Below are 24,593 nucleotides of genomic sequence, written 5' to 3'. Positions count from 1 at the left end.
AAGGTTTTATGGAAAAAACCTCTATAAGCAGTATCGGCAATTTGGACATGGTTGATCTTAAACCTGACCAAATCGTTACGTCATGCGAACTTAAAGATGCAGAGTCGTTTTATCGTTTTTGGCAAGGGCTTACCTGTGAGCGAATCATGATACAGGTGATAACGACTGGTTCATTTATAGAAGACCCGTCAGAGTTTGTCAAAGGCTATGCTTACAAGGTGACGAAGCTGGCGAAAAGGCAATTTCATTTCCAATGCGTAGTACATGAAGCAGACCGGGACATTGCAGATTTTCTCTTTCTGTTAGCTTCCATCAATGATGATGTTTTTCTGATCACTGATCCTCAACCGGATAAAAGCTATTTTTCAGAAGGGAAGCTCCAATGCCTAACGGACTCAGGCGAACGGATCATATGGTTTGAATTCGATGCTGTGGACATTTATATGGTTAGCGATCACTCATAAAAATAGAGGGAATTCATTTGAATATCACACAATACGAGAAATTGAAAAAGCATCTTTCTGATGCGGATACAGGTCCATTTACATTAAACGAGTTTTCTTTCTCTATGAAAGAAGATGATCGTTATATTCAAATTCCTGTGTTTGAATTAAAACTATCAGCTCAAACCTGTGACATTCATTTGCGGTTTGAAGACATTAGTGCATCAAAGCTGGATGACCTTGAATCCATCGATGCGGTTGAGTTGGAGATTGAACCGACTGACTATCAATGGGAAAGACTCCGTTATTATGTGTATGATCAAGAAGATCAGATGAGTTTCTACTGCGGAGGATGGGATGTGATCAAGTGTGACAAGAAGTCACACTGATTTTCCCCTTTTTTGCTTGAGACCCCCTTTTTAAATATGGCACATCAATTTTATTTTTCAACGCCATTTTTTTCTGCATTCAGTCATCATAAAGAAACAATCACCGAGTATGCATTAATGTATGCGTTTTCATAGAGGGGGAGTCTTGATGAAAAAATGGATGGCAGCGGCTTTTGTAATGATGTTGATGTTGTGTTTTGGCGGGATTGAGAGTGTGAAGGCAGTGGAGCCGAAGGTGTATCAATTTGACTTTGGAAGCGGTTCGGTGGAGCCTGGTTATATTGGTGTCAGGGCGTCTGATCGGTATGACCGGTCAAAGGGCTACGGTTTTCAAACACCGGAGAATATGAGGGATGTGGCGGCATCCGGGACTGGTGTGAAGAGGGATGCGGTTCAGTTTTTAGCGTATGGGACGAAAAGCAATAACACGTTTAATGTGGATCTCCCGAACGGCCTTTATGAGGTGAAGGCGACGCTTGGTAATACGGCAAGGGCCAGTGTGGCGGCGGAGGGCGTGTTTCAGGTTATTAATATGACAGGGGATGGCGCGGAGGATACGTTCCAAATTCCCGTCACCGACGGGCAGCTGAATCTGCTGGTGACAGAGGGGAAAGCTGGCACCGCTTTTACGCTTAGCGCCTTGAAAATAAAGAAATTGTCTGATCAGCCGGTGACGAACCGAACCATTTATGTCGGCGGCGACTCGACGGTGTGCAATTATTATCCGCTCAACAGCAGCAAGCAGGCGGGCTGGGGGCAGATGCTGCCTCACTATATCGATAAACACACCTTTCAAGTGAGAAACATGGCGTCTGGCGGGCAGATCGCGAGAGGGTTCAGAAATGATGGACAGCTTGAGGCGATCTTGAAGTACATCAAGCCGGGGGATTATTTTATATTGCAGCTCGGCATTAATGACACAAATCCGAAGCATAATGAATCTGAAGCGGAATTTAAAGAGATGATGCGTGATATGATTCGTCAGGTGAAAGCGAAAGGAGCGGACGTCATCCTATCAACGCCCCAGGGCCGGGCGACCGATTTTACTTCTGAAGGCATCCATTCGTCTGTAAACAGATGGTACAGGGCCTCTATTTTAGCTTTGGCCGAAGAGGAAAAAACACACCTCATTGACTTAAATGTCCTCAGCTCGGCATACTTTACATCGATCGGTCCGGAAAGAACACTGGGGCTTTATATGGATGGAGATACGCTGCATCCGAATCGCGCGGGGGCCGACGTATTGGCGCGATTGGCTGTTCAGGAGCTAAAACGCCAGGGAATCGATGGCTTTTAACACGTCATATTTTCGACAAAACACATATGCCTTCGTCAATTAGAGTATAATGAGAACATCTGCAAGAGACAGGAGTTTATACATGAATCATTTTAAAAACTATCAAATCAGTCATGACATTTTACGAGCACTGGAAGGACTAGGATATACAGAACCGACCAAGGTGCAGCAGAGCGTGATCCCCGCTGCCCTTGAACGAAAGGATCTTGTCGTCAAATCACAGACGGGAAGCGGGAAAACGGCTTCGTTCGGAATTCCTCTCTGTGAACTGGCGGATTGGGATGAAAACAAGCCGCAGGCGCTTATTTTAACTCCGACCCGTGAGCTTGCGGTGCAAGTAAAAGAGGATATCACGAACATCGGACGGTTTAAACGGATTAAAGCGACAGCCGTTTTTGGAAAATCCTCCTTTGATAAACAAAAAGCTGAGCTTAAGCAAAAAAGCCACATTGTTGTCGGCACGCCGGGCCGTGTTCTGGATCATATCGAAAAAGGCACGCTGCCGTTGGATCGTCTCTCTTATTTGGTCATTGATGAAGCGGATGAGATGCTGAATATGGGCTTCATCGAGCAGGTCGAGGCGATTATCAAGCATCTGCCGACTGAGCGCACGACGATGCTGTTTTCAGCGACGCTTCCGCAGGATATCGAGAAGCTGAGCCGTCAATATATGCAAAACCCCGAGCATATCGAAATCAAAGCGGCCGGCCTAACCACAAGAAATATTGAACATGCGGTGATTCAAGTAAGAGAAGAGAATAAGTTTTCATTGCTGAAAGATGTGCTGATGACGGAGAATCCCGACAGCTGCATCATTTTCTGCCGAACGAAGGAGCACGTCAATCAGCTGACCGATGAATTGGATGACTTAGGATATCCATGCGATAAAATTCACGGCGGAATGATTCAGGAAGACCGATTCGACGTCATGAATGAATTTAAACGTGGCGAGTACCGTTACTTAGTGGCGACGGATGTCGCCGCGCGCGGGATTGATATTGAAAATATCTCCCTTGTCATCAACTATGATCTGCCGCTTGAAAAGGAAAGCTATGTCCACCGCACGGGCCGAACGGGACGCGCAGGGAACAAAGGAAAGGCCATTTCGTTTGTCACGGCCTTCGAAAAACGGTTTTTAGCCGACATTGAAGAATACATCGGATTTGAAATCCAAAAAATAGAAGCACCTTCTCAAGAGGAAGTGGCAAGGAAGAAACCAGAATTTCTAGCTAAAATGAATGACCGTCCGGAAAGCAAAAAGGACAAAAGCGAAGAGCTGAATAAAGACATTATGAAGCTGTATTTTAACGGCGGAAAGAAAAAGAAAATCAGAGCCGTTGATTTTGTAGGAACGATTGCCAAAATTGACGGTGTGTCAGCTGATGACATTGGCATCATCACGATTATGGATAACGCCTCATACGTTGAGATTTTAAATGGTAAAGGCCCTCATGTTCTCAAAGTGATGAAGAACACAACCGTCAAAGGGAAACAGCTGAAGGTGAATAAAGCGAATAAATGATGAATGACCTGCTCCCAGTTAAAGGGGCAGGTCATTTTGCTGCTGGCTGACATCTGTGCTGGTTTCCTCGGGAACAAAGGCAAGAATCACAATACCAATCACAAACAAAATGATTAGGCTGAACACGGCAGTCGAGGATTTCCCAGTCAGCTGGGCGGTAACGGCAATGAGCAGCGGCCCCATAATTGAGGCGAATTTTCCAAAAATGTTGTAAAAACCGAAGAATTCATTAGCGTGGCGCTTTGGCACAAGCTTGGCGAAATAGGAACGGCTTAGGGCTTGAATACCGCCCTGCGAGGTGGCGACAAGCATAGCCAGTATCCAGAAATCAAGCGTTGTCTTCATAAAATAGGCATACACGCAAACGATCATATAAATGACGATCCCGACGTACAGCATGGTCTTCCCCGTGAAGCGTTCTGCCAGTTTTCCGTATACAATCGAAAACGGTGCAGCGACCACCTGGGTGACAAATAGGATGATCAGGAGGCTTGAGGAACCGATCCCTAAATCTGATCCATAGGAGGTCGACATCGTAATAATCGTGCCGACTCCGTCGATATAAAAGAAATAAGCGAGCAAAAAGAGGAAAAGTGCCCGGTATTGCCTGATCCGTTTCATCGTCTGGCCGAGCCGCTTAAAGCTGTTGATGACAATATGAGGTTCTCTTTTGATGTAATAGCGTTGATGGACATGTTTAATCATTGGGATGGTGAACAGCCCCCACCAGGCAGCCGTTATGAAAAAGGACAGCTGGCTTGCAGCAGATACGGACATCGGAATCGTCTCTGCTTGTGCGAGCAGGATGACAGCAATGCTGATGATAAATGGAATCGTGCTTCCAATGTATCCTAAGCCAAAACCCCGTGCCGAGACGAGATTCATCCGCTTCTCAGTCGTGACGTCAACGAGAAAGGCATCATAAAACACATTGGCGCCGGAAAAACCGATAGCCGATATCGTATAAAACAGCAACAATAGCAGCCAATGTTCACTAGGGATAAAGGCGAGCATCGCGGTGCTGGCGACACCGGCTGACACAAAGAAACCGAAGAACTTTTTCTTGCACCCTTCATAGTCGGCGATTGTGCCTAAAATAGGGCCGAGCATCGCAAGAATAAACGTTGAAATCGCAATGGTATAGCCCAGATAGGCAGTCGATTGAGCGGCGCTGACACCGCTTTCCGCAGCTGCTGATTTATAAAATAACGGAAATACCGCGGTGGTCACGACAATTGAGTAAGCTGAATTTGCCCAGTCATATAACACCCAGCTGTTTTCTTGTTTCGTAAAACGTTTCATCATCAGAGCCCCTCTCCGGTAACGATACTTCTATTGTACGAGAAATGGGCCTGAAAAGAATGGAATGCACGTCAATTTTTACAAAATATTTATGTTTTTTCGCTTCAAATCATACTTTTGATTTATTGCTGGGGTTAGGTGCATCTGGTACCATTTAACTATATTTTATGGTATTTTCCAGAAGGGATTCAGCAGAGAGGAGACAGAGCATGAGGCGAATAGGCTTGTGTATAAGCCTGCTGGTCACAGTTCTTGTGATGAGCGCATGCGAAAGTGAAGGTGAGGCTCAGATGTTCGCAGACTGTGATCAAAAGACAGTAAAACAAACCGCAGCCAAACCGATGAGCAGTAAGAAAAAGCAGGATTTCCAAGCCCTCGCAAGCGACAGGCAGCTGGCCATTGTGTTCAGTTCCATGATACAAGTGAGCGAAGCATTTGATTATGGAATCGGCAATCCAGAATACTTCGTGCGAATCAGCATGACTGAAGAAGAAGCAGACATTGCGAAGGAGAATCTCGAATCGATTAAGCTTGAGAACAAATCGCTCAAAAAACAAAACAGCGAGGCGGTTGCCTTGCTTCAAAAAACGCGTAATCAAGATATGAGCCGCATCGAAATTCAGCAGCTGACAGAAAATAGAGCCGGTTTTTTTGAGACCGCAGACAGTATGATCAAACTCATCAACCAAGTCACACCGAAAAACGCGAAGAAGACAAGACAGCAGCTGGATCAGCTGAAAAAACAATATACACAATACAGTGCTGAAAGCATTAAAATCATGAACAGCATTGTCAAAAAGCAGAAAGCTGACAAGGCATCATTTGAACGCCATCTGGAGGCGCTGCTTCAAAAACAGCCCGGGCAGCAGGTACGGAGTGAATTGTACTGACCAGCTTCCGTCTTTCCCTGATGATATTGACCTAGTACAAAAAGAATGTACAATCAAGATATAGTCTGTTCTTAGTAGATTTGGAGGGACATGCCATGAAAATTGCGAAGGTGATCAACAATAATGTGATCAGCGTGGTCAATGAACAGGGGAAAGAATTGGTCGTCATGGGCAGGGGGCTCGCGTTTCAGAAAAAGTCCGGCGATGATGTCGATGAAGCCCGCATTGAGAAAGTGTTCACGCTCGATAACAAGGATGTATCAGAAAAGTTCAAAACCCTTTTGTATGATATACCGATCGAGTGTATGGAAGTATCCGAAGAGATTATCAGCTACGCAAAATTACAGCTCGGCAAAAAGCTCAACGACAGCATCTATGTGTCGCTGACCGACCATATTAACTTTGCCATCCAGCGCAACCAGAAAGGGCTTGATATCAAAAACGCCTTGCTGTGGGAAACAAAACGGCTCTACAAAGACGAATTTGCGATCGGCAAAGAAGCGTTGGTTATGGTAAAAAACAAGACTGGTGTGTCTCTGCCAGAGGATGAAGCAGGCTTTATTGCTCTGCATATTGTAAATGCCGAGCTGAATGAAGAGATGCCCAATATTATCAACATTACAAAAGTCATGCAAGAGATTTTGAGTATTGTAAAATACCATTTTAAGATTGAATTCAACGAAGAATCGCTTCACTATTATCGGTTCGTCACCCACTTAAAGTTTTTCGCGCAGCGTCTATTTAACGGCACTCACATGGAAAGCCAGGACGATTTTTTGCTGGATACAGTGAAAGAAAAGTATCATCGCGCGTATGAATGCACGAAGAAAATCCAAACCTACATTGAGCGGGAGTATGAGCACAAGCTCACAAGTGACGAGCTGCTGTATTTAACCATTCACATAGAAAGGGTAGTTAAACAAGCATAATGAGAGCGCTGACATTTGTGTTTCCTTGTGTTCACTTTTTCTTACATTCACATATGAAAATGGTAGGATTGTTACTGATAAAGCAGGCAAAACCTAAATTGCAATGAGTGCGGATCATCTCTGTCTGTGCTGATGGTAATTTAGGTTTTTATTTTTTTCAGAGGGAAGATGATGATAGTTACAGGATTCAAGTTAGTAAGATTCGATATTATCATTATTTTGACCGATGTTCCCTTTTAAAAGAATCATGTAAGATCAACATAGAAAACGCTTTCAATGAAAGGGGAATGCCAATATGCCTTATCTGAAACGAGTGTTGCTGCTTCTTGTCACTGGATTGTTTATGAGTTTGTTTGCAGTCACTGCTACTGCCTCAGCTCAAACAGGTGGATCGTTTTTTGACCCTTTTAACGGCTATAACTCCGGTTTTTGGCAAAAAGCAGATGGTTATTCGAATGGAAATATGTTCAACTGCACGTGGCGGGCTAATAACGTATCAGTGACGTCATTGGGTGAAATGCGTTTAGCGCTAACAAGCCCATCTTATAACAAGTTTGACTGCGGGGAAAACCGTTCTGTTCAAACATATGGCTATGGACTTTATGAAGTCAGAATGAAACCAGCTAAAAACACAGGGATCGTTTCATCGTTCTTCACTTACACAGGTCCAACAGATGGAACTCCTTGGGATGAGATTGATATCGAATTTTTAGGAAAAGATACAACAAAGGTTCAATTTAACTATTATACAAATGGTGCAGGAAACCATGAGAAGATTGTTGATCTCGGGTTTGATGCAGCCAATGCCTATCATACGTATGCATTCGATTGGCAGCCAAACTCTATTAAATGGTATGTCGATGGGCAAGTAAAACATACTGCAACAAACCAAATTCCGACAACACCTGGAAAGATCATGATGAATTTGTGGAATGGTACGGGTGTCGATGAATGGCTTGGCTCCTACAATGGTGTAAATCCGCTATACGCTCATTATGACTGGGTGCGCTATACAAAAAAATAATGCCAAATGTGAAAGAGCCTGCTGCAATATAGCAGGCTCTTATGATTGTAATGAGAAGTTGTTGGCATGAATCTTCTATTCACTCATAATATCCTATTTGATCTTCTCCCCTCTGTAAATCACGTACTCACTCAATGCTACGATCAAGCTCATACATTTAGAAAGAAATAATCCCAATCAAAAGTGCGGCAATCGTCATCACAATCGTTGTTCCCACGGCCCATTTAATAGTGAATTTTTGATGGTCGCCAAAGCTGACGCCTGCCATTCCAACCAATAGATAGGTGGAAGGCACAAGCGGGCTGAGCAGATGCACAGGCTGCCCCAGCAAGGAGGCCCTTCCGATTTCAGCGGCGTCTATTCCGTAAGCGGAAGCGGCTTCGGCGATGATGGGAAGGACACCGAAGTAAAAGGCGTCATTCGACATGAAAAAGGTGAATGGCATGCTGACGATCGCAGTGATCAACGGCAGGTGCGGGCCCATGACATCAGGGATGAGTGAAACGAGAGAATGCGCCATGGCATCGACCATTTTTGTGCCGGAGAGAATGCCTGTGAATATGCCCGCAGCAAACACCATTGAGACAACGTTTAACGCATTACCCGCATGCGCCGAGATTCGTTTCTGCTGCTCTTTGACATTTGGATAGTTGACCATCAAGGCGACGGCGAACGCAGTCATAAAAAGAACAGGGAGCGGCAGCAGGCTGGTGATCAGTGCGGCCATCAGAGCGACAGTCAGCAGCAGGTTAAACCATTGAAGAGCGGGACGCTTGAGCGGTGCGGCCTCCGGATCGGAAGACGGTGCGTGATCAATCGAAATGACGCCGAGCCGCTTCCGCTCTTTCTTTCCAAGGATATAAGCAACGGCGATCACCCAGAGAATGCCAGCGATCATAGCGGGAATCAGCGGCGTGAAGACCTCTGACGTGTCCAATTTTAAGGAGGCCAAAACCCTCGCAGTCGGCCCGCCCCACGGGATAATATTCATAACCCCCGAACCGAGCATCGCTATTCCCGCTAACACCAAACGGTTCATGCCGAGCCGTTTGTAGAGAGGCAGCATCGCTGCAATGGTAATCATATAGGTTGTTGTCCCATCTCCGTCCAGCGAAATGGTCATGGTCAGAACCGCTGTGCCTACGGCGATTTTTAACGGATCTCCTTTGACAAACGATAAGATTTTGGCAATGAGAGGATCAAACAGGCCTGAGTCAATCATAATGCCGAAATACAGGATGGCGAATAACAGCATGATACCGGTAGGGGCGAGGTCTGTAACGCCCTGAATCATCATCTCGCCGAGATCTTTGCCAAATCCGCTGATCAGGGCAAACACAATAGGAACGACAATCAAAGCAATAAGAGCGGAAAGCCGGTTAGACATAATAAGGTACATAAAGACAATCATCATCACAAAACCGAGTATGGCAAGCATGATATGACCTCCCCTATTCAACAGCTTTTTTGGTAAGCGCTTCCATCCTTTCTTTCTGTGAAGAAGGCTTATTTCAAATGTGTATGACCGCATATTTATATGTAGACCAAAAATCCTAATGAGCGGATTAGCAGTTTATATGAAGAACGCCACGGGTAAATGTGCTGTAGAATGTTTCGTTTTAAAAAGGGGGAACAGACATGAGTGATGACCAAAACAAACGTGTAAATGAACAATCAAAGGACGAGCAGCTTGAGCAGTACAGGACCGATAACAGCGGGAAGAAAATGACGACAAACCAAGGCTTGCGGGTGTCAGAGGATGAGCATTCGTTAAAAGCCGGGGTTCGCGGTCCGACGCTGATGGAGGATTTTCACTTCCGGGAGAAAATGACGCACTTTGACCATGAGAGGATTCCAGAGCGCGTTGTGCATGCGCGCGGATTTGGCGTGCATGGCTTTTTTCAGGTTTACGAGCCGATGACGGAATATACACGGGCCAAATTTCTTCAGGACCCTTCGGTGAAGACACCGGTATTTGTCCGTTTCTCTACGGTTGCGGGTTCTAAAGGCTCCGCAGACACGGTGCGGGATGCCAGAGGCTTTGCGACAAAATTTTATACTGAAGAAGGAAACTATGACCTTGTGGGAAATAACATTCCGGTGTTTTTCATTCAGGACGCAATCAAATTTCCGGATTTGGTTCACGCGTTTAAGCCTGAGCCACACAATGAAATGCCTCAGGCCGCGACTGCCCATGATACGTTTTGGGATTTTGTCGCCAATAACCCTGAGTCTGCCCACATGGTGATGTGGACGATGTCTGATAGAGGCATCCCCCGCAGCTACAGAATGATGGAGGGCTTCGGCGTGCACACGTTCCGTTTTGTCAATGAACAAGGAAAGGCACGTTTCGTGAAATTTCACTGGAAGCCGGTGCTCGGCGTGCATTCTCTCGTATGGGATGAAGCGCAGAAAATTGCAGGGAAAGATCCGGATTTCCATCGCCGTGACCTGTGGGAAACAATTGAAAACGGCGGCAAGGTTGAATACGAGCTCGGCGTGCAGATGATTGATGAGGAAGATGAATTCAAGTTTGATTTTGATATTCTTGATCCGACTAAGCTGTGGCCGGAAGAGCTTGTGCCGGTGAAGATCATTGGGAAAATGACGCTGAACCGCAACCAGGATAATGTGTTTGCGGAAACAGAACAGGTCGCATTCCACCCGGGAAATGTCGTGCCGGGCATCGATTTTACAAATGACCCGCTATTGCAGGGGCGGCTTTTCTCTTATACGGATACACAGCTGATTCGTCTTGGCGGTCCGAACTTCCATGAGCTTCCGATTAACCGGCCGGTATGTCCATTCCATAACAATCAATATGACGGTTATCATCGGATGACGATCAATAAGGGGCCTGTTGCTTATCATAAAAACTCACTGCAAAACAATGATCCGTCGCCTGCGACAGCTGAAGAAGGCGGCTACGTCCACTATCAGGAAAAAGTCGAGGGCAAAAAAATCCGCCAGCGAAGCGACAGCTTCAACGATTATTACTCACAGGCGAAGCTTTTCTGGAACAGCATGTCTCCTGTGGAGAAACAGCACATCATTTCTGCTTTCTGCTTCGAGGTCGGGAAGGTCAAAAGCAAGGACGTACAGCGGCAGGTCGTTGATGTTTTCAGCAATGTCGATGCAGATTTAGCAGAAGAAATCGCCAAAGGAGTAGGCGTGGCGGCGCCCGCGAAGCGTAAAGCATCTAAAGAAATTCTTACTTCGCCTGCGTTAAGCCAAGCCCGTACAGTGAAAACCGCGTCAACAAGAAAAGTCGCTGTACTCGCCGGAAACGGATTTCATGAAAAAGAGCTGCAAACAGTGCTGGAAGCCTTAAAGCAAGAAGGAATCACAGTGGATATCATCAGCCAAAATCTGGGGTATATGACAAGCGGCAGCGGACAGCAGCTTGAGGCCAGCGGCACGTTCCTGACGGTTGATTCTGTTCTGTATGATGCCGTCTATGCCGCAGGAGGGCTGGAGTTAAAAGACAACAAACAAGCGATGGCGTTTATCAGAGAAGCTTACAATCACTACAAGGCGATCGGTGCGGCAAATGAAGGAATTGACCTTCTTCAATCCTCTGTCGGGACAACAGAGGGACCAGGCATCGTAACGGCTGAAGAAGAACCTGACTACACCGCTTTCAGCAAGGCATTTATCGATGCTGTTGCTGCTCATCGCCATTGGGATAGACGAATTTGACCTGCTCCTGTATCTTTAAGGAAGATACTTTTCATAAGGAGCATGACAAATGAACGAAAAACAGCTCGCTGAAGCTTACGAACGCGATGAAAATATGATGATTTTGGTGTTTGCCCAATGGTGCGTGAACCATGATCTTGATCCGGTGGAGATGTACACCAAAGCGTATCCGCAGCAAAAGCTGAATGAAAGCTTGAAAAAAACCATGGACGATCTGGTCGTGCCAAAACACGAAGCAGAGCACATTCCGGACCAGACTGTCATTGCGGTATTAGAGATGTTCGGAAATACAGATTTAGCACAGGCCGTTCATGAAGCGATTTCTGGGCGCAAACAGTAAAAAAAGAGACATCCTGTGTCTCTTTTTTTATTGGAAAAAATCATGCTGTTAGACCTAGAAACTTCTTTCAATTTAATCAGTCTATAAAAGTGTGTATTGCTTAAATAAGGGAATGTTAAACAACGACATCAAAGGAGGAGATCGTATGAAATGGAATAACATGCTGAAAGCCGCGGGGATTGCAGTCTTGCTTTTTTCCGTAGTTGCATATGCGGCCCCATCTCTAAAAGCAGTTCAAACGAAAACACCGACTGTCAGCACTCATACGTACAAAAAGATCAAGGAGTTAACGTATCCACAAGTACATCACATCGGGAATGCCGCGTTTGAAAAGAAAATCAATCAAGAGCTGAAAGCCTACATTGAACAATCGTATCAGGAATACCTGAAAAACAAAAAAGCAGGCGAACAGCAGGGCTTTAAAACGGAATATCAAACATCCTTTAGCGTCAAATACAATGCGGCAGGCAAGCTCAGCATTCAAACACTCAATTATATCTATTCAGGGGGCGCCCACGGTTTAACGTCTGTCCAGTCCTTCAATTATGACTTGAAAACACAAAAGCGGGTGACGCTGGATCAGATTCTGAACACCAAAACAAAAGTCAGCAAAACGAGAGATTATCTATATAGCTATATCAAAAAACACGATGAGCTGTTTTTCCCTGATGTAAAGAAAGAGGATATAACCCTAAATAAAGACACAATGTTTTACTTTACGGCAAACGGGATCGCCATCGTCTTTGGCCAGTATGACTTGGGGCCTTATGCAGCGGGAATCCGGGATGTGCAGGTGCCAGCCTCTATTTATCAATAATCAAAGAGCCATATCCGAAAAGGGATATGGCTCCATGTTTCTACCACACAAACAGGCCGACAATCGCAGCACTTAATAAAGATACCGCAATTCCGCTGACGAGCAGCTTCCACACGTTTTTCCCGATGACCGTTGACTTTTCTCCGTCAAGGATCGAATTGTACGTGCCGTAAATCATGCCGACCGTACTGAAGTTTGCAAAGGACGTCAGGAATGTCGTCGCCACCGCAACGGTGTGAGGCGGAAGGGATTTGAGATTGTTTTTCAAGTCAAGCATCGCAACAAACTCGTTCGTTGCTAATTTCATGCCCATCAGCTGAGCGACATACATCGCATCGTGCACTGGCAATCCAAGCAGGAATGCGAACGGACTGAACAGGTAAGCAAAAATCGTCTGGATGGTCAGGCCGTGTACGAAAACGCCAAGAATGCCATTAACTGCTGACGTTAATGCGACATATCCGATCACCATTGCCAAAATAACGATAACCATGTTCATGCCGACAAGCATACTGTTAGAAATCGTAGAGAAAAAGTCTTTCTTCTCTTCTTTAGGCGGTGTATAGATGATATCTTCATCCTCCGGCACGTGAACAGGATTCAGCAGGTTTGCGATAATCAGCGCGTTTAAGCAGTTCAAAGGAATGGCTGTAAACACGTATGTCGCAGGCACCATTGACAGATAAGATCCGATAATGGAGCCGCTGATGCTGCTCATGCTCATTAAGCCGAATGTGAGCAGGCGGTTGTTGCTTAAAACCGTTAGCTGCTGGCGGATAACCGCAAGTGCTTCGGTATTTCCAAGAAACATCATTTGAATAGAGAAAAAGCTTTCTAATTTCGGCAAGCGGGAAGCCTTTGAAATCACCCATCCGATTTTATCAATCAGCCAAGGCAAAATGCCGAAATACGTTAAAATATCAAAGAATGTGACGATAAAGATAATTGGAAGAAGCGCACTAAAGAAAAAGTCTACTGTTTCATTCGCCATCACTGACGGAAAGGCAAACGCGATACCGTCACTGGCGCAAGCAATCAGCCAAGTGAAGAAATCACCGATTTTACCGATGGCCCAGCTTCCGACTTTTGTTCCCAGCATAAACCAAGTAATCAGCAATTCCAGAACAATTAACGTCATGATCGGGCGCCACTTGATTTTCTTTTTCTGCGGAGAACATAGGAATACAACTGCCATAATCACAATGAGACCGACAAGGTTTAGTAAAAAATACATGATAGCAACTCCTATGAGGGTTATTATGGAAACAAAAAAAGCTCTTATCCTTCACAAATTCTGGAAGTGCAGAAAGTGTGAAAAATAAGAGCAAACAGAAAAGAACTTGTCCTTTTCAACTCGTTCAAATTTATTCAAACTTTCTTGTAGTCTAGTTTTTTACGGTTACTAGGTAGAAACAATCAGACCATATTACTGATCATATACAAGAATGTCTTTTTCTAAGATGATAGCAGTATTTTATCCTTTCACTTTTTGAAAATCAACCTTTTTAACTATTTTCACAATAATAAAATTTATATTCTAAAATGAGAAAATAAAGGAAAAACATGTCGGATTGCTATGCTGATATGATGTTGGCGGGATACCAGCATTTCATACTGATTTTTCCTCACCATAAGATTCCAGCTCCTGGAGATTTGTTGTATGATGGAAATGGGGAAACCCATACAGCAGAAAGGGAGTTTTTTTCATGATTATCCAATTCATTCGTTATAGATAATGACAGGTGTAGACAAACTGCCAGACCTGGCCAATTTTTGAGATAGGCCTAGGTTTATTTGTCTATGCCTTTTTCATTTATCTAAAAATGAATGAATGGGGTGTTTTTTATCATGAAGCGTACAGTTGATTTCAGCATGTTTCGATGCCCGATCTGCGTTTCTTCTATGGATGCGGCATCAGGGAAAAGCTTGATTTGTACAGAACGAGGACATACATTTGATTTATCTCGGCACGGCTACGTGAACTTCCTGACAAAGCCGGTCAAAACCAGTTACGGTGCCGAGCTTTTTGAAGCGAGAAGCAGACTGATTGGAGAATGTGGTTTTTTTGAGCCGCTCCATGATGCGATTGCAGAACTCATCAGTCATCCCAAATCTGGTCATGAGGCATTTACCATCCTGGACAGCGGTTGCGGTGAGGGTTCTCATTTAAATGCGCTTTGCGGGTTTGATTATGCAGGGAAAGCAGCGATAGGAACCGGCATCGATCTTTCGAAAGATGGGATCTTAAAAGCTTCTAAGGCATTCAAAGATCAGATGTGGGCGGTTGCCGATGTGGCGCGTGCTCCTTTTCATGATCGCCAATTTGATGTTGTGCTGTCTATTTTTTCCCCGTCCAATTATGCAGAGTTTCATAGACTGCTGAAGAATGATGGCATGCTCGTAAAAGTAGTGCCGCGAAGCGACTATTTAATAGAATTAAGGCAATTTTTATATGCTGATTCACCAAGGCGCACGTATTCCAATGCGGCAGCTGTTGAGCGTTTTACAGCAAATGCAGCATACAGCCGTCCTGTCAGGCTGCGCTATGTTAAAACGCTTGACCAGCAGGCGATCCACTGGCTTCTCAAGATGACGCCGCTTGCCTGGTCGGCACCGAAAGATCGAGTCAGCGTGTTGAAAGAGATGAAATCAGCCGATATTACGGTTGATGTTGATATCCTAGTAGGAATGAAATGAATGGCAGAGGAAAGCTCCGAAAAAAGGAGCTTTCCTTTTTTAATCGGAATAGTTGGCCCACGCTTCTCGTACATATGGAAAGGGGACGGAAACAGCCGATGCGGACAGGTTTTTGTAAACGCTTTCTAGTTCGCGGAAATGGGGGATGTGTGTGTGGAACTGATCATCATTCTATTGGCGTTAGGTTTGCTGATGTTTACGGCGTATCGGGGATTTTCTGTCATATTGTTTGCGCCGATTTGCGCGTTATTCGCGGTGCTGCTGACAGATCCAAGCCATGTGCTTCCTTTTTTCTCATCAATTTTTATGGAGAAGATGGCGGGTTTTATTAAATTGTATTTCCCAGTGTTTTTGCTCGGTGCCATTTTTGGAAAGGTCGTTGAAATGGCCGGGCTTGCGGCATCAATCGCGAAAACAATTGTCCGGCTTGTCGGGGCAAAAAGAGCGATACTTGCCATTGTGCTGATGGGCGCTGTCTTGACGTACAGCGGCGTCAGCCTGTTTGTTGTCGTATTTGCCGTATATCCTTTTGCGAAAAACATGTTCCAAGAAGCAAACATACCAAAACGCCTCATCCCGGGAACGATTGCTTTAGGGGCTTTTACGTTTACGATGGACGCACTTCCGGGAACGCCGCAAATCCAAAATGTCATCCCGACGTCGTTTTTCAAAACAGACATTTATGCCGCCCCTTGGCTGGGCTTGATGGGCGCAGTGATTGTGCTGGCAGCTGGGATGCTCTATTTGGAATCAAGGCGGAAGAAAGCGCAGGCATCTGGCGAAGGCTATGGCGGTTTTGATTCGCAGAATGCTCCTGATCCTGAATCGATTGAGTCCGCGGCTGAACCGGACAAAAGTCCGATTCGGCACGCGCTTGCCTTTGTCCCGCTTATTCTCGTCGGTGCAGTGAATAAATATTTCACCATTTACCTGCCAAAGTGGTATCCGAATGGATTTGATTTTTCTTCCATAGGATTAAAGGAGTTCGGCAGGCTTGATATTTCTTCAGCGGCTGCTATTTGGTCGGTGGAGATTGCTTTAGTGATTGGCATCATCACAACGATTTTATTTGATTGGAGAAGTGTGTTTGCCCAAATGAAGGAAGGGCTGAATGAAGGGATCGGCGGCGCCTTGCTGGCATCTATGAATACGGGTGCCGAGTACGGGTTCGGCGGCATTATCGCCGCGCTGCCGGGGTTTCATAAGCTGAGCAGCGGAATTTCACATACTTTTACCGATCCTCTTGTAAATGGCGCCGTTACGACAACTGCGCTGGCGGGAATCACCGGCTCGGCTTCAGGAGGAATGGGCATTGCGTTAAGCGCGATGTCAGAACAATACTTACAGGCGATTCAGGCTTACAATATTCCGCCAGAGGTGATGCATCGGGTCATTTCAATGGCATCAGGCGGGATGGACACACTGCCGCATAATGGCGCTGTTATCACGCTTCTGGCCGTGACGGGTTTGACACACCGGCAATCCTATCGCGATATTTTTGCGATCACGCTCATTAAAACGGCTGCCGTATTTGCTGTGATCGCGATTTACAGCCTGACTGGTCTAGTGTAGAAGAAAACGAAAGGGGCATCAATATGGGAAAAGTGCTGTCATCAAGCAAGGAAGCTGCGAAATTGATTCATGATGGGGATACGCTGATCGCGGGAGGATTTGGGCTGTGCGGCATCCCTGAACAGCTTATTTTGTCTATAAGAGATCAGGGAGTAAAGGATTTAACCGTTGTCAGCAATAACTGCGGAGTCGATGACTGGGGGCTTGGTTTGCTTCTGGCTAACAAGCAAATCAAGAAAATGATCGCTTCCTATGTCGGTGAAAATAAAATTTTTGAGCGGCAGTTTTTAAGCGGAGAGCTTGAGGTCGAGCTTGTTCCCCAAGGAACGCTCGCTGAGAGAATTCGTGCAGGCGGTGCAGGCATACCGGGATTTTATACGGCGACAGGCGTCGGCACCTCCATAGCCGAGGGAAAAGAACATAAAACATTCGGCGGCAGGACTTATGTGCTGGAGCGAGGCATTACCGGCGATGTGGCGATCGTCAAAGCGTGGAAAGCGGACACCATGGGCAATTTGGTTTTTAGGAAAACGGCGAGAAATTTCAATCCCATTGCCGCCATGGCAGGCAAGATCACGATTGCCGAGGCGGAAGAAATCGTGGAAGCAGGAGAGCTCGATCCAGATCACATCCATACGCCGGGAATTTACGTACAGCATGTCGTGCTTGGCGCGAGCCAAGAAAAACGGATTGAAAAACGAACAGTTCAGCAAGCATCGGGAAAGGGTGAGGCCAAGTGAAGGAAGCGAGAAAACGAATGGTCAAACGGGCTGTACAAGAAATCAAGGACGGCATGAATGTGAATCTCGGGATTGGAATGCCGACGCTTGTCGCAAATGAGATACCCGATGGCGTTCACGTCATGCTTCAGTCGGAAAACGGCTTGCTCGGAATTGGCCCCTATCCTCTGGAAGGAACGGAAGACGCGGATTTGATCAATGCGGGAAAGGAAACGATCACTGAAGTGACCGGCGCCTCTTATTTTGACAGCGCTGAGTCATTCGCGATGATAAGAGGCGGGCATATCGATTTGGCTATTCTCGGCGGAATGGAGGTTTCGGAGCAGGGGGATTTGGCCAATTGGATGATCCCGGGCAAAATGGTAAAAGGGATGGGCGGCGCCATGGATCTCGTCAACGGGGCGAAACGAATCGTTGTCATCATGGATCACGTCAATAAGCATGGTGAATCAAAGGTGAAAAAAACATGCTCCCTTCCGCTGACAGGCCAGAAAGTCGTGCACAGGCTGATTACGGATTTGGCTGTATTTGATTTTGTGAACGGCCGCATGACACTGACGGAGCTTCAGGATGGTGTCACAATTGAAGAGGTTTATGAAAAAACAGAAGCTGATTTCGCTGTAAGCCAGTCTGTACTCAATTCTTAATGGGAAGGTGTTTGACATGAGAAAACAAGTCGCCTTGGTGACAGGGGCTGCCGGCGGAATCGGATTCGAAATGGCAAGAGAATTCGCCCGGGAAGGTGCCAGCGTCATCGTTTCAGACCTCCGTCCGGAAGCATGTGAAAAAGCAGCCTCCAAGCTTGCAGAAGAAGGCTTTGACGCGGCGGCCATTCCGTATGATGTGACAAAGGAAGCGCAAGTTGCTGATACGGTGAACGTCATCCAAAAACAATACGGCCGCTTGGATATTCTGGTGAACAATGCCGGTATTCAGCACGTCGCTCCGATTGAAGAGTTTCCGACAGACACCTTTGAACAGCTGATCAAGGTCATGCTGACGGCCCCCTTTATTGCAATGAAGCATGTTTTTCCGATCATGAAAAAACAGCAGTTTGGCAGAATCATTAATATCGCGTCTGTTAATGGATTAGTCGGCTTTGCAGGGAAATCCGCTTATAATAGCGCCAAGCACGGCGTCATTGGACTCACAAAAGTAGGGGCGCTGGAAGGCGCGCCCCACGGCATAACAGTCAATGCGCTCTGTCCGGGTTATGTCGATACCCAGCTTGTACGCAATCAGCTTAGCGATCTATCGAAAACTAGAAATGTCCCTTACGACTCTGTACTTGAACAAGTCATTTTTCCGCTTGTGCCGCAAAAGCGACTGCTTTCCGTCAAGGAAATTGCGGATTATGCCGTGTTTTTGGCAAGCGAGAAGGCAAAGGGCGTCACTGGGCAGGCTGTCGTCCTTGATGGGGGCTACACCGCACAATGACATAAAAAACACACTTGCTCCGCTAGGGAATCAAGTGTGTTTTTTCTTTTCTTATTTCCAAACATCATTAGCGATCTCAACCACATGGCGGAGCTTCGCCCATTGCTGTTCTTCAGTCAGCTTGTTGCCTTCCTCAGTTGAAGCAAATCCGCATTGAGGGCTGAGGCAAAGCTGGTCTAAGCTTACATAACGGGACGCTTCTTCGATACGGCGTTTCACGTCATCCGGATTTTCAAGCTCACCGAATTTAGATGTCACTAAGCCAAGAACAAGCTGAAGATCAGACCGTTTTACGTAACGGAGCGGCTCAAATCCGCCTGAGCGTGAATCATCATACTCTAAGAAAAGTCCGTCAAGATTCAAGCCGTCAAAAATGGTTTCGGCTGCTGCGTCATAGCCGCCTTCCGCTGTCCAAGTGGACTGGAAGTTGCCGCGGCAAATATGCATGGTTACCGTCAAGTCATCCGGGCGGTCTGCAATCGCGTCGTTAATCGATTTCGCAAACAGCTGGCGAAGCTCATCAGGCGTTGTTCCGAACGCTTCGATTTGTTTTAAGCCTTTTTCTGATAGGAAAACGGCCCACGCTGTATCATCAAGCTGGAGGTAGCGGCAGCCTCTGTCATAAAACGCTTGAATCGCTTTTTTATATGCTTTGGATACATCATGCTGGAAAAGGTGATAGTCGTTTTTGTATGCACCTTTTTCCAATTTCCCGCGGAAAAACAGCATATTCGGGCTTGGAATGGTCATCTTTGGCGTCGCGTCACCGGCAATGCTATGGAGAAATGAGTAATCTTCAAGCATTGGGTGAGTTGAAAAGTCGATATCGCCTGTGACTTTAATGCCGCGTGCTTTTGTCTGTACGTTATGGAATTGAATGCCTTGCTCAGGAGTAAACGGCTCAACGCCATCTAAGTTTTCCAGGAAATCAAAGTGCCACCATGCTCTGCGGAATTCACCGTCTGTCACGACGTTCAGGCCGGTTTCCTTCTGTTTTTCCACAATGCGGATGATTTCATCGTTTTCAATTTGGCGAAGCTGCTCAGCGGTCATTTCGCCGGCCGCTTTTTGCAGCCGCGCTTTTTTGACGGGCTCAGATCTTAGCAGGCTTCCGACTTGATCCGCGCGAAACGGCGGTTTTTTTCTTTGAAGTGATTTTTGTTCTGCGGGTGTTGTTTGTTGTGACATGTTGTCCATTCCTTCTTTCCATTCAAATGTAAAAAAGCTCTTCCTTTGGATAAGGAAGAGCTTGCGTGACAATCTCAACCTTATCTTCAAGAGCAATCATTGCTCTAAAGGATTTAGCACCATTCTGTTAAACAGCGGTTGCCGGGTATCGCAGGGCCAGTCCCTCCACCTCTCTTGATAAGGAAAACCTTTTTATGAAATTTTCTGATAGTATCTATTATTCACACATTTTCTATTTCTGTCAATGATAGATTATCTCCACACATCGTTGGCAATGTCGATGACATGGCGAAGCTTTGCCCATTGCTGCTCCTCTGTCAGAAGGTTGCCTTCTTCTGTAGAGGCGAAACCGCACTGCGGGCTCAGGCATAGCTGGTCCAAGCTGACAAAACGCGCGGCTTCATTGATACGGCGTTTCACATCCTCAGGATTTTCAAGCTCGCCGTATTTCGATGTGATCAAGCCGAGCACAATTTGCAGATCCTTGCGCTTCACAAAACGGAGCGGATCAAAGTTTCCGGAGCGGTCATCATCGTATTCCAAGAAAAGGCCGTCAAGGTTTAAGCCGTCCAAAATCGTTTCCGCTACAGCGTCGTACCCTCCTGATGCCGCCCAGGTTGAGCGGAAGTTGCCGCGGCAAATGTGCATTGTGATCGTTAAATCGTCAGGCCGGTCTGCGACGGCATCGTTAATTGTTTTGGCAAATATGGCTGGCAATGTTTCTGGATCGCCGCCGAGCGCCCGGACAACCTCTCTGCCTTTTTCCTCAAAGAAGAGAGACCATGACGTATCATCGAGCTGGAGATAACGGCAGCCAGCATCATAGAAGGCTTTGATTGCTTTTTTGTACGCTTGGGCCAGATCATGAAAGTATTCCTCTTGATCGTCATAAATCCCTTTATCCGCCTTTTCGCCAAAAAACAGCATATTTGGGCTGGGAATGGTCAATTTTGGCGTCGCGTTACCGGCAATCTCATGTAAAAATTGATAATCAGCAAGCGCTGGGTGGCTCGTAAAATCGAGTTTTCCCGTCACTTTGATGCTGCGCGCTTTCGTTTTTGTGTTATGGAACTGAATTCCCTCAGCCGGGATGAACGGTTCCACACCGTCAAGCCCTTCCAGGAAGTCATAATGCCACCAAGAACGCCGGAATTCCCCGTCTGTTACCACGTTGAGACCGATTTCTTTTTGTTTTTCCACGATGCGGGTGATCTCTTGATTTTCGATATCACGAAGCTGTTCCGCTGTCATCTCACCAGCCGCTTTTTTTTGCCGGGATTCCTTCACCGGAACGGAACGAAGCAAACTGCCGACATGATCGGCGCGGAAAGGTGCTTTGCGTTGTTTTTCTGTTTTTTGTCCTGCAACATTCGTTTGTTGAGCCATGTTATTCGCCTCTTTTCTGAAATAATGAGCATGTAAAAAGCTCTTCCTTTGTGTAAGGAAGAGCTTGAACGATCAAATCTCCGCCTCATCTGCAAGAACGCAATGTTCTAAAGGATTTAGCACCATTCTGTTTGAAACAGCGGTTGCCGGGTATCATAGGGCCAGTCCCTCCACCTCTCTTGATAAGGTACAACTTCATATTCAGATTTCAATTATCTTAATATTATTACTTTTGAATCAATTGTCAATGCTTTTTAGAAAATACTTTCATCTTCATCGTTATATAAAACCATATCAAGCACGATAGCGATGGCAGTGCAAATCAGAACATCTTCCTCGTTTGCAATCTGCAAGTGATAGGAATCACCCCAACTGAGCCACTTTTTGCTCACTGACATCCGGACATTTTCCCCGTCCGTCAGCTGGAATTCATCCCTCCATAAATCACCATCGATTTCCCAGTTAAGCCCGGAAATCACAAATTTCGGTTTGAAAAACGTTACTTTCTTCGTTACCTCACAAACTGTTTTCCCGCCAATTGAAATCTCATAGCGCGGCAATAAAGACATTAGTTTTTGTTCTATGGAAACGAGCGTTTTCCCAGATGAGTCTGTCATTTGTAATGAGTCTCCTAACGAGAAAAAACGCCCCTCCACCTTGAATGTTTCTTGTTCATCCCGGTCATAAATGTGAAATGCATCTTTAAATGAGAACATTTTTTGTTTCATAAATAACTCGATCATTGCTGAAGTCTCCTTTGGGTTTGCCTTGTATGAAATTACGGATAGGTGGCGAAAAGGTTTCAGGCTCTAAATCAAAACAATTTTAAAAGGCTGCGTGATTCAGCAGCCTTTTCATTTGAAATATAGAATTAGGAAAGATGCATCCGGCGTTTTTGGCGGATGGCGTCAAGGTCGATTAGGTTGTTGTGATGAGGTGCGGCTGCTGGCAGAGGGCTTGTCTTTTGCGGTTTGCGGCGATTGTCCTTGCTGAAAGAAAAAAGAAGATAGCCGCATAATGCGATGATAATAAATAGGATCATATTACATACCTCCCAAAAAAAGTTTTGGTACTCTCTATTGTACGGATAAAAAGCCAAAAAGTATTCAAAAAATTCTAAATCAATAAATAACGAGAAACTGTCCCTCTAAAACAGTATAACCTGATGACCTGAAAATAGTCTTGAATCACGCTGTTTGCTCTTGTTGATGATTGATTCTATAGTTACTATCGACGATAAAATAAATTCCTTTATATAACTTTTAACCTAAGTTTGAGTAATTCGAATTGCCTGTTTTTGGGTGCTGTATTCTTGCTTGTTTGGTTTATACCCTATTTTGCGGAATTGAACACAAAAAACCCAAATTACGGAGCATTTGGGCGGTACGGGTGAATACGGATTGTATTTAGGGGATTTGAATGTTTTATTTGAAGAAGCGTTTGAACATTTTTCTGATTTTTTGAAATGGGCTGGATTTCTTTTGCATGTTAAGCGGCCTGGAAATGATCCATTTTTTCAAGAGACTCTTTGCAGCGATTGCATGTTTTGTCATTGTTTTTCCTCCTCATTTGTTGATACTTGTTTTACGGAGGACGCGTTTAAAATGTTTCATTTTCACACAAAAAAGCCAGTCCTTTTTTGGACTGGCTTTTGGCGTTATGCTTGCGCTTCAAACTGCTTTGCAATCTCAACGATGACATTTACGGCTTTGACCATGTTGTCAACTGAGATGTATTCAAATTTGCCGTGGAAGTTTTCCCCGCCTGTAAAGATGTTTGGCGTCGGAAGCCCCATGTAGGACAGCTGTGATCCGTCGGTTCCGCCGCGGATGGGGGAAATCTTCGGTTCGATGCCGAGGTTTTCCATCGCTTGCTTGGCAATGTTGACGATTTCGATGACAGGTTCAATTTTCTCTCTCATGTTGTAGTATTGGTCGTTCATATCCAGCAGAATCCGGTCTTGCCCGTATTCGTTTTGAAGTTCTTCAACGGCACGCTTCATTGTTTCTTTTCTGTTTTGGAAATTCTCTTTGTCAAAGTCTCTGATAATGTAGTGGAGCTTTGTTTCCTCTACGTCTCCTTGAATCGACAGCAGGTGGTAGAAGCCTTCATAGCCTTCCGTATATTCAGGCGCTTCGTCTGCCGGCAGCAGGCTGTTCAGCTTCATCGCGATTTTCGCAGAGTTGATCATTTTTCCTTTAGCTGTTCCGGGATGTACGTTGTTGCCTTTAATCGTAATTTTTGCGGCAGCGGCATTGAAGCTTTCATATTCAAGCTCGCCGAGCGGCCCGCCGTCAACCGTGTAGGCAAAGGATGCATTGAACCGTTTCACATCAAATTTGTGCGGCCCTCTTCCGATTTCTTCATCAGGCGTAAAGGCGACTCTGATTGTGCCGTGCTTGATTTCAGGGTGTTTGATGAGGTAATCCATGGCTGTCATGATTTCAGTGATACCGGCCTTATTGTCTGCGCCGAGAAGGGTGGTGCCGTCTGTGGTGATGAGTGTATGGCCCTTATAGCCGGACAGCTCAGGAAATTGATCAGGTGACAGGGTGACCTGCAGCTTTTCGTTAAGAACGATGTCTTTTCCATCATAGCTTTCGATGATTTGCGGATTCACGTTTTTGCCGGTAAAGTCTGTAGCGGTGTCGACGTGAGCGAGAAAACCGATTGTCGGCACGTCTTTTTCAGTATTGGAGGGAAGAGTTGCCATGACATAGCCGTTTTCATCAATGGCTGCATCCTGCATGCCGATGGACTTCAATTCATCAACGAGCATGTTTCCTAATGTCAATTGGCCGGGTGTGGAAGGACAAGTGTCAACGGATTCATCGGACTGTGTGTCGACTTTTACATATGTAGTAAACCGTTCAATGATTTCTTCTTTCATTTCCAATCATCTCCTTTGTCTTATTTTAGCA

General features: G+C 45.7%; 23 protein-coding genes, 1 pseudogene and 3 riboswitches. Of the genes and pseudogenes, 15 read left to right on the top strand and 9 right to left on the bottom strand.

Annotation, left to right across the window (positions count from 1 at the left end):
- Window positions 1-8 precede the first annotated feature (8 nt).
- From FB592_RS04370 to dbpA, 4 genes and pseudogenes are all read left to right on the top strand, one after another.
- Window positions 9-464 (top strand): hypothetical protein, encoded by a 456-nt coding sequence (locus FB592_RS04370; RefSeq protein WP_032725074.1) that lies wholly within the window; start codon window positions 9-11, stop codon window positions 462-464.
- 17 nt (window positions 465-481) lie between these two features.
- Window positions 482-610: pseudogene (locus FB592_RS21020) on the top strand (hypothetical protein); the annotation flags it as partial.
- A 370-nt stretch (window positions 611-980) separates the two neighbouring features.
- On the top strand, window positions 981-2,129 hold the full coding sequence (locus FB592_RS04360) for a rhamnogalacturonan acetylesterase (protein ID WP_141949304.1): 1,149 nt from the start codon (window positions 981-983) through the stop codon (window positions 2,127-2,129).
- An 82-nt stretch (window positions 2,130-2,211) separates the two neighbouring features.
- A complete protein-coding gene (gene dbpA / locus FB592_RS04355; protein WP_101502571.1) occupies window positions 2,212-3,651 on the top strand; it encodes an ATP-dependent RNA helicase DbpA in 1,440 nt (479 codons plus the stop codon).
- A gap of 18 nt (window positions 3,652-3,669) precedes the next feature.
- Here the strand turns inward: dbpA and FB592_RS04350 are convergent, their stop codons facing one another.
- Entirely contained in the window at window positions 3,670-4,956 is a 1,287-nt protein-coding gene (locus FB592_RS04350; protein ID WP_101502570.1) for an MFS transporter, read from the bottom strand.
- 206 nt (window positions 4,957-5,162) lie between these two features.
- Here FB592_RS04350 and FB592_RS04345 point away from each other — a divergent pair, with 206 nt between their 5' ends.
- The 3 genes from FB592_RS04345 (at window position 5,163) to bglS (ending at window position 7,796) form a co-directional block, all read left to right on the top strand.
- Window positions 5,163-5,843, top strand: a complete 681-nt coding sequence (locus FB592_RS04345) for a hypothetical protein (protein ID WP_010886641.1) — start codon at window positions 5,163-5,165, stop codon at window positions 5,841-5,843.
- Window positions 5,844-5,938: 95 nt separating this feature from the next.
- Window positions 5,939-6,772: a transcriptional antiterminator LicT gene (gene licT / locus FB592_RS04340; RefSeq protein ID WP_003242598.1), complete on the top strand. Its 834-nt coding sequence runs from the start codon at window positions 5,939-5,941 to the stop codon at window positions 6,770-6,772.
- Between the two features lie 295 nt (window positions 6,773-7,067).
- Window positions 7,068-7,796 carry a beta-glucanase gene (bglS, locus tag FB592_RS04335; RefSeq protein WP_141949303.1) on the top strand — a complete coding sequence of 243 codons (729 nt, stop codon included), beginning with the start codon at window positions 7,068-7,070 and terminating at the stop codon, window positions 7,794-7,796.
- A gap of 157 nt (window positions 7,797-7,953) precedes the next feature.
- Here the strand turns inward: bglS and citH are convergent, their stop codons facing one another.
- Window positions 7,954-9,234 carry a citrate transporter CitH gene (gene citH, locus FB592_RS04330; protein WP_141949302.1) on the bottom strand — a complete coding sequence of 427 codons (1,281 nt, stop codon included), beginning with the start codon at window positions 9,232-9,234 and terminating at the stop codon, window positions 7,954-7,956.
- 200 nt (window positions 9,235-9,434) lie between these two features.
- Here citH and FB592_RS04325 point away from each other — a divergent pair, with 200 nt between their 5' ends.
- The 3 genes from FB592_RS04325 to FB592_RS04315 all read left to right on the top strand — a co-directional run bounded on the left by FB592_RS04325 (window position 9,435) and on the right by FB592_RS04315 (window position 12,652).
- Window positions 9,435-11,495: a catalase gene (locus FB592_RS04325; RefSeq protein WP_141949301.1), complete on the top strand. Its 2,061-nt coding sequence runs from the start codon at window positions 9,435-9,437 to the stop codon at window positions 11,493-11,495.
- A 49-nt stretch (window positions 11,496-11,544) separates the two neighbouring features.
- Window positions 11,545-11,835 carry a hypothetical protein gene (locus tag FB592_RS04320; RefSeq protein ID WP_032725084.1) on the top strand — a complete coding sequence of 97 codons (291 nt, stop codon included), beginning with the start codon at window positions 11,545-11,547 and terminating at the stop codon, window positions 11,833-11,835.
- A 145-nt stretch (window positions 11,836-11,980) separates the two neighbouring features.
- Entirely contained in the window at window positions 11,981-12,652 is a 672-nt protein-coding gene (locus tag FB592_RS04315) for a DUF3298 and DUF4163 domain-containing protein (protein ID WP_038828907.1), read from the top strand.
- Between the two features lie 40 nt (window positions 12,653-12,692).
- Here FB592_RS04315 and FB592_RS04310 read toward each other — a convergent pair whose 3' ends face one another.
- Window positions 12,693-13,886 carry a NupC/NupG family nucleoside CNT transporter gene (locus tag FB592_RS04310; protein WP_015714968.1) on the bottom strand — a complete coding sequence of 398 codons (1,194 nt, stop codon included), beginning with the start codon at window positions 13,884-13,886 and terminating at the stop codon, window positions 12,693-12,695.
- 127 nt (window positions 13,887-14,013) lie between these two features.
- Window positions 14,014-14,115, bottom strand: a riboswitch (purine riboswitch).
- 385 nt (window positions 14,116-14,500) lie between these two features.
- On the opposite strand from FB592_RS04310, the gene FB592_RS04305 reads away from it, so the two are divergent.
- The 5 genes from FB592_RS04305 (at window position 14,501) to FB592_RS04285 (ending at window position 19,098) form a co-directional block, all read left to right on the top strand.
- Complete coding sequence (locus FB592_RS04305) at window positions 14,501-15,349, top strand: methyltransferase domain-containing protein (RefSeq protein WP_070548178.1); 849 nt, start codon at window positions 14,501-14,503, stop codon at window positions 15,347-15,349.
- 153 nt (window positions 15,350-15,502) lie between these two features.
- Complete coding sequence (locus tag FB592_RS04300; RefSeq protein ID WP_101502566.1) at window positions 15,503-16,921, top strand: GntP family permease; 1,419 nt, start codon at window positions 15,503-15,505, stop codon at window positions 16,919-16,921.
- Window positions 16,922-16,944: 23 nt separating this feature from the next.
- On the top strand, window positions 16,945-17,661 hold the full coding sequence (locus FB592_RS04295; protein ID WP_014481335.1) for a CoA transferase subunit A: 717 nt from the start codon (window positions 16,945-16,947) through the stop codon (window positions 17,659-17,661).
- Window positions 17,658-18,308, top strand: a complete 651-nt coding sequence (locus FB592_RS04290) for a CoA transferase subunit B (RefSeq protein ID WP_043858944.1) — start codon at window positions 17,658-17,660, stop codon at window positions 18,306-18,308. Before FB592_RS04295 ends, FB592_RS04290 begins: the two co-directional genes overlap by 4 nt.
- A gap of 16 nt (window positions 18,309-18,324) precedes the next feature.
- Window positions 18,325-19,098 (top strand): 3-hydroxybutyrate dehydrogenase, encoded by a 774-nt coding sequence (locus tag FB592_RS04285; RefSeq protein ID WP_014481333.1) that lies wholly within the window; start codon window positions 18,325-18,327, stop codon window positions 19,096-19,098.
- Between the two features lie 51 nt (window positions 19,099-19,149).
- Here the strand turns inward: FB592_RS04285 and FB592_RS04280 are convergent, their stop codons facing one another.
- From FB592_RS04280 to pepT, 6 genes are all read right to left on the bottom strand, one after another.
- Entirely contained in the window at window positions 19,150-20,286 is a 1,137-nt protein-coding gene (locus tag FB592_RS04280; protein ID WP_038828905.1) for a 5-methyltetrahydropteroyltriglutamate--homocysteine S-methyltransferase, read from the bottom strand.
- A 77-nt stretch (window positions 20,287-20,363) separates the two neighbouring features.
- A riboswitch (SAM riboswitch) is annotated at window positions 20,364-20,470 on the bottom strand.
- A 68-nt stretch (window positions 20,471-20,538) separates the two neighbouring features.
- Window positions 20,539-21,672 (bottom strand): 5-methyltetrahydropteroyltriglutamate--homocysteine S-methyltransferase, encoded by a 1,134-nt coding sequence (locus FB592_RS04275; RefSeq protein ID WP_038828903.1) that lies wholly within the window; start codon window positions 21,670-21,672, stop codon window positions 20,539-20,541.
- 82 nt (window positions 21,673-21,754) lie between these two features.
- A riboswitch (SAM riboswitch) is annotated at window positions 21,755-21,861 on the bottom strand.
- A gap of 65 nt (window positions 21,862-21,926) precedes the next feature.
- Complete coding sequence (locus tag FB592_RS04270) at window positions 21,927-22,415, bottom strand: LURP-one-related/scramblase family protein (protein ID WP_032725093.1); 489 nt, start codon at window positions 22,413-22,415, stop codon at window positions 21,927-21,929.
- Between the two features lie 128 nt (window positions 22,416-22,543).
- On the bottom strand, window positions 22,544-22,798 hold the full coding sequence (locus FB592_RS04265) for a hypothetical protein (RefSeq protein WP_072592570.1): 255 nt from the start codon (window positions 22,796-22,798) through the stop codon (window positions 22,544-22,546).
- Window positions 22,799-23,096: 298 nt separating this feature from the next.
- Complete coding sequence (locus tag FB592_RS21015; RefSeq protein WP_003227241.1) at window positions 23,097-23,225, bottom strand: hypothetical protein; 129 nt, start codon at window positions 23,223-23,225, stop codon at window positions 23,097-23,099.
- A gap of 104 nt (window positions 23,226-23,329) precedes the next feature.
- The gene (pepT, locus tag FB592_RS04260) at window positions 23,330-24,562 is read right to left on the bottom strand and encodes a peptidase T (protein ID WP_038828902.1); all 1,233 of its coding nucleotides are present in this window, start codon (window positions 24,560-24,562) and stop codon (window positions 23,330-23,332) included.
- Window positions 24,563-24,593 lie beyond the last annotated feature (31 nt).

The organism is Bacillus sp. SJZ110 (assembly GCF_006715455.1).
In the GTDB taxonomy this organism is placed as follows: domain Bacteria; phylum Bacillota; class Bacilli; order Bacillales; family Bacillaceae; genus Bacillus; species Bacillus subtilis.
This window is presented reverse-complemented; position numbering and strand designations above follow the sequence as displayed.

Coding starts and splice junctions, on each gene's coding strand:
- FB592_RS04370 (WP_032725074.1), top strand. CDS start 9: ATGGAAAAAACCTCTATAAGCAGTATCGGCAATTTGGACATGGTTGAT.
- FB592_RS04360 (WP_141949304.1), top strand. CDS start 981: ATGAAAAAATGGATGGCAGCGGCTTTTGTAATGATGTTGATGTTGTGT.
- dbpA (WP_101502571.1), top strand. CDS start 2,212: ATGAATCATTTTAAAAACTATCAAATCAGTCATGACATTTTACGAGCA.
- FB592_RS04350 (WP_101502570.1), bottom strand. CDS start 4,956: ATGATGAAACGTTTTACGAAACAAGAAAACAGCTGGGTGTTATATGAC.
- FB592_RS04345 (WP_010886641.1), top strand. CDS start 5,163: ATGAGGCGAATAGGCTTGTGTATAAGCCTGCTGGTCACAGTTCTTGTG.
- licT (WP_003242598.1), top strand. CDS start 5,939: ATGAAAATTGCGAAGGTGATCAACAATAATGTGATCAGCGTGGTCAAT.
- bglS (WP_141949303.1), top strand. CDS start 7,068: ATGCCTTATCTGAAACGAGTGTTGCTGCTTCTTGTCACTGGATTGTTT.
- citH (WP_141949302.1), bottom strand. CDS start 9,234: ATGCTTGCCATACTCGGTTTTGTGATGATGATTGTCTTTATGTACCTT.
- FB592_RS04325 (WP_141949301.1), top strand. CDS start 9,435: ATGAGTGATGACCAAAACAAACGTGTAAATGAACAATCAAAGGACGAG.
- FB592_RS04320 (WP_032725084.1), top strand. CDS start 11,545: ATGAACGAAAAACAGCTCGCTGAAGCTTACGAACGCGATGAAAATATG.
- FB592_RS04315 (WP_038828907.1), top strand. CDS start 11,981: ATGAAATGGAATAACATGCTGAAAGCCGCGGGGATTGCAGTCTTGCTT.
- FB592_RS04310 (WP_015714968.1), bottom strand. CDS start 13,886: ATGTATTTTTTACTAAACCTTGTCGGTCTCATTGTGATTATGGCAGTT.
- FB592_RS04305 (WP_070548178.1), top strand. CDS start 14,501: ATGAAGCGTACAGTTGATTTCAGCATGTTTCGATGCCCGATCTGCGTT.
- FB592_RS04295 (WP_014481335.1), top strand. CDS start 16,945: ATGGGAAAAGTGCTGTCATCAAGCAAGGAAGCTGCGAAATTGATTCAT.
- FB592_RS04285 (WP_014481333.1), top strand. CDS start 18,325: ATGAGAAAACAAGTCGCCTTGGTGACAGGGGCTGCCGGCGGAATCGGA.
- FB592_RS04280 (WP_038828905.1), bottom strand. CDS start 20,286: ATGTCACAACAAACAACACCCGCAGAACAAAAATCACTTCAAAGAAAA.
- FB592_RS04275 (WP_038828903.1), bottom strand. CDS start 21,672: ATGGCTCAACAAACGAATGTTGCAGGACAAAAAACAGAAAAACAACGC.
- FB592_RS04270 (WP_032725093.1), bottom strand. CDS start 22,415: ATGATCGAGTTATTTATGAAACAAAAAATGTTCTCATTTAAAGATGCA.
- FB592_RS21015 (WP_003227241.1), bottom strand. CDS start 23,225: ATGACAAAACATGCAATCGCTGCAAAGAGTCTCTTGAAAAAATGGATC.
- pepT (WP_038828902.1), bottom strand. CDS start 24,562: ATGAAAGAAGAAATCATTGAACGGTTTACTACATATGTAAAAGTCGAC.